Here is a 3533-nt window from a genome sequence, read left to right as displayed (position 1 = left end):
TCGCAGACGGGTCCGACAATTTACGACGCTTCACGACCGATCCTTCGCATGGTCGACTCCACCCGGCCGGACCTGGCGGCGGCCGGGCCAGGCAGAGCTGGGCCTGTACCCAGCCTGACCCCTGGCGGGGTGGTGAGCGTGGGCCGGTCACCGACGCGGGGGCTTGCGTTCCCAGCGGTGTCGGTCGTAGAAACTGTGGTATGGGGCACGGCGATGTGGTGCACGTGTGGCCTCTTGGCGCGGGGCGGCATTCGCATCCGTCTCGCGGTGGTTGTTTGCTTGAGCTGGTGAGCACGCTGCCGGGTGGGTATTGGACCGATCGGCCGGACGGGGTGCCGTCCACTGTCGCGGCGCTGGTGGTCGCGGTGAATGACGCGACCAGCGATGCGCAGCGTCCGGCGCTGACGCCCTTGGCCCCGTGGTTGGCTTCTGTGCCGGTGACAGACGCCGCGCAGACCGCGCGGGTCGTGGCGGTTTCCGCGAGCCGTGCGGCGCTGCCTTTGGCCGGTGCTGGCGTGGTGGACCGGTTACGCGTTGAGGCGTCCGCGGCCGCCCGCACGGTTTCTCGGGGTGGGGTGGCTGGATGGTGGTTGAGGCGTTCTCGCCGCCGCTCAGCCGCGAGAGCGGTGCGGTTGGCGGTGGAGGTGGTGCGGGGCGCGGGTGGTGACCGCGGATTGCGGGACCTGCTTGTCGGATCGCTTGATGCGTGGCGGTTGGCCGGCGGGTTGGCGCCTGTGCCGTTGCTGGATCGGCCGGCCGAGGACTGCGCTACCGAGCTTGCCGTGCGTTGCGAGCTTCGCGCCCACCCCGGTAGTGACTCGGCGTCGGTGTACTGCACCGCTGTGCTGGACTCGTGGCCGGACTGGTTGCGGCACCGGTGGGTCAGCCAGCAAGCGGGCGAGGCGCGCGCTGATTTCGTCGACGTGTGTGCGCGATAGGCACCAGGTCCACCGCTGTGTCTTGACTCGCAGCGTGTCCGGGGCTGTACTGAACGTGGTGATGGATCTCGCCAGGGCTTTCGGCCCGAACCGCCTCACCGAGAGGCTGATAGGTCCTGGTCAGCGTGCGCCACGATGACTCGCGACCAGGAGGCTCAGCCCATGCGGAACACGGGACCAGCACTCCGGTTGTCGATTTTTGTCCGCGAAAGCGACCACTGGCATCACAAACCGCTGTATGCCGAGATCGTGCACCGCGCGCACAAGGCCGGGCTCGCCGGCGCCACCGTCATTCGGGGCATCGAGGGCTTCGGCGCCAGCTCACAGATCCATACCAATCATCTGTTCCGGCTCGGTGAAGACCTGCCCGTGCTGATCATCGTCACGGACCGCGAGGACCGAATCCACGAGTTCCTCCCACACCTGGACGATCTCGACATCCAAGGACTCGTCGCGCTCGACAAGGTCGAAACCGTCCACTACACGCAACCCGAACACAAACACGCCCACTGGTGGTCCAAGCTCTAAGCCCGCACCCCCTACACGACCCCCACACCCTGCCCCCACGGGCGGGTGCGTGCGCGGCAGGGCGAGGCCTGGCTGGCTGAGCGCGTGTGTGATCCAGGGTGAGCTTCGGCACAGCCACGCGACACACCCGGCCGCGGCCGGGCTAATCTCGGGAACGTGCGGCGGTGGGGCTCGCCGCTCCGGCTCACGGAACAACCGCGGCTTGGCCGCCAACAGTCCCTACTTGGGTCGTACAGTTGTGCGTTCAAGTAGGAGGCGGCGCCCATGAGCAGGGAGATTGACTTCGCCAAACCCATCGATCCGGACGTCGATCTCCGGTTCGCCACGCAGCGGCGTGAACTCGCCCGCACACACGGCGCGGTGCTGCTCGTCATCGCCCTCGGCGGCGGCCTCGGCGGGCTCGCCCGCTACGGCCTCTCCGAGCTGTTGCCCACCCCACCAGGGGGACTCCCGTGGGCGACGTTCCTGGCCAACGTGATCGGTTGCTTTGTGATCGGCGTCCTGATGGTTCTGATCACCGAGGTCTGGTCGGCGCACCGCCTCATCCGGCCGTTCCTCGGTGTCGGGTTCCTCGGCGGATTCACCACATTCTCCACCTACACCACCGAGACCCGGACGCTGCTGCAACCGGCAACCGTGGCCCTCGCGTTCGTCTACCTCGCCGGAACCCTCCTTGCCGCGATGCTCGCGGTCATCGCCGGGGTATGGCTCACCCGAGCGGCGACCGGCTCCGTGCGCGACCCACAGAAGGCGGCCTGACATGGCGGTCAGCGGTCACGCCCTGCGGCTGACGATCCTGGTCGGCGAAGACGACACCTGGCACCACAAGCCCCTGCACCACGAAATCGTCGAACGCGCCCGCGCCGCGGGCCTCGCCGGGGCCACCGTCCTGCGCGGCTGCGAAGGATACGGCAGCTCCTCACTCATCCACACCGACCGGCTCCTCAGCCTCGCCGAGGACCTACCGATCATCGTCATCATCATCGACACCGAGCCACCCATCCGCGCCTTCCTCGCCGACATCGACGAACTCCTGCGCGAGGCAACCGTCCTGCTCGACGACGTCGAAATCCTGCGCCACCAACAGGACCACGCATCATGACCATCGCACTCGTCTTCACCGGCGCGATGATCGGCGCCCCGCTGCGCTACCTCATCGACCGCGCCATACAAGCACGCCACGACAGCCTCTTCCCCTGGGGCACCCTCACCGCCAACATCACCGGCTGCCTCATCCTCGGCGGCCTCACCGGCGCCAGCCTGGCGCTGCCCGCCCCACTGCTCGCCCTACTCGGCACCGGATTCTGCGGAGCACTCACCACCTACAGCACCTTCAGCTACGAAACCCTGCGACTCCTCGAGCAGAAAAGCTACTTCTACGCCACCACGAACATCACCGTCAGCGTGATCGCCGGCCTCGGCGCCACCCTGTTCGCCTACACCACCGTCCACGCCCTCACCACCTGAGCGTGCCCCAGCGATCGCGGCTCCAGCAAGTCCAACCAGGCCAGCTGACCGATAGGCCAAGCGTGGCGTGCGATCACCGCGCGCCTGACACCGATGGTGGTGTAGATGACCAGCGTTCGGTCCAGCTCGACGACCAGTTTCGGGTTCCATCATGCGCCCGGCTTATCCGCGCAACCACCCGACGCAGCCGGGCCAGGGTGGGCTTGGTCAACTCGGCGTGCAGCTCCCAGAGGAACGCGGCCAGGCCGAACCTTCCGGCTCCGGTCACGATGGCATCGTGGCTGCCGCAATGAACATGTTGATCAGGTTCCGACGCGTACTGATCGCCGCGCAATTCCTGCAGGCCCGCAGGTCCAGCCCACCCTGAACGAATCCAGATCATCCGTCTGCCCTGGGATGATGCCGCAGCGTGATTGCGAAACCCCAGATCTGTCGGCGTGACCATCGTAGCCGAACAAGTGTTCCCTCGGTGTCTGGCGCCTCCGTAGGCGCCGACGTGCTCGCCAGGTGTGGTGGCAACCACCCGCCGCGCCCAGCTGTTCGAGCGGTCCGAAGCTAGAGACCGGGCCGGGTTTGCGGGACCACTGAAATGGACAGCGC

The 3533-nt window shown here is 67.4% G+C and carries 6 protein-coding genes and 1 riboswitch; of the genes, 5 read left to right on the top strand and 1 reads right to left on the bottom strand.

What is annotated here, in order from left to right:
- The first annotated feature begins 287 nt into the window (after window positions 1-287).
- The 5 genes from ABEB12_RS28235 to crcB (ABEB12_RS28215) all read left to right on the top strand — a co-directional run bounded on the left by ABEB12_RS28235 (window position 288) and on the right by crcB (ABEB12_RS28215) (window position 2933).
- Window positions 288-938 carry a hypothetical protein gene (locus ABEB12_RS28235; RefSeq protein ID WP_185066055.1) on the top strand — a complete coding sequence of 217 codons (651 nt, stop codon included), beginning with the start codon at window positions 288-290 and terminating at the stop codon, window positions 936-938.
- A gap of 48 nt (window positions 939-986) precedes the next feature.
- A riboswitch (Fluoride riboswitch) is annotated at window positions 987-1064 on the top strand.
- Between the two features lie 9 nt (window positions 1065-1073).
- Window positions 1074-1466 (top strand): DUF190 domain-containing protein, encoded by a 393-nt coding sequence (locus tag ABEB12_RS28230; protein WP_425572281.1) that lies wholly within the window; start codon window positions 1074-1076, stop codon window positions 1464-1466.
- Between the two features lie 264 nt (window positions 1467-1730).
- Window positions 1731-2225 (top strand): fluoride efflux transporter CrcB, encoded by a 495-nt coding sequence (crcB, locus tag ABEB12_RS28225; protein WP_185066054.1) that lies wholly within the window; start codon window positions 1731-1733, stop codon window positions 2223-2225.
- Window position 2226: 1 nt separating this feature from the next.
- Complete coding sequence (locus ABEB12_RS28220) at window positions 2227-2568, top strand: DUF190 domain-containing protein (protein WP_185060947.1); 342 nt, start codon at window positions 2227-2229, stop codon at window positions 2566-2568.
- Window positions 2565-2933: a fluoride efflux transporter CrcB gene (gene crcB / locus ABEB12_RS28215; RefSeq protein WP_185066053.1), complete on the top strand. Its 369-nt coding sequence runs from the start codon at window positions 2565-2567 to the stop codon at window positions 2931-2933. The genes ABEB12_RS28220 and crcB (ABEB12_RS28215) overlap by 4 nt, the downstream gene beginning before the upstream one ends.
- Window positions 2934-3006: 73 nt before the next feature.
- Here the strand turns inward: crcB (ABEB12_RS28215) and ABEB12_RS28210 are convergent, their stop codons facing one another.
- Window positions 3007-3201 carry a hypothetical protein gene (locus ABEB12_RS28210; RefSeq protein ID WP_185066052.1) on the bottom strand — a complete coding sequence of 65 codons (195 nt, stop codon included), beginning with the start codon at window positions 3199-3201 and terminating at the stop codon, window positions 3007-3009.
- Window positions 3202-3533: the final 332 nt, after the last annotated feature.

It is taken from the genome of Actinospineispora eucalypti (genome assembly GCF_039543365.1).
Classification (GTDB): Bacteria; Actinomycetota; Actinomycetes; order Mycobacteriales; family Pseudonocardiaceae; genus Pseudonocardia; species Pseudonocardia eucalypti.
Note: the sequence above shows the minus strand (reverse complement) of the source record. Positions and strands in the feature narration are given on the sequence as shown.

Excerpts from the sequence above, each read along its gene's own strand:
- ABEB12_RS28230 (WP_425572281.1), top strand. The coding sequence starts at position 1,074 with ATGACTCGCGACCAGGAGGCTCAGCCCATGCGGAACACGGGACCAGCA.
- crcB (WP_185066054.1), top strand. The coding sequence starts at position 1,731 with ATGAGCAGGGAGATTGACTTCGCCAAACCCATCGATCCGGACGTCGAT.
- ABEB12_RS28220 (WP_185060947.1), top strand. The coding sequence starts at position 2,227 with ATGGCGGTCAGCGGTCACGCCCTGCGGCTGACGATCCTGGTCGGCGAA.
- crcB (WP_185066053.1), top strand. The coding sequence starts at position 2,565 with ATGACCATCGCACTCGTCTTCACCGGCGCGATGATCGGCGCCCCGCTG.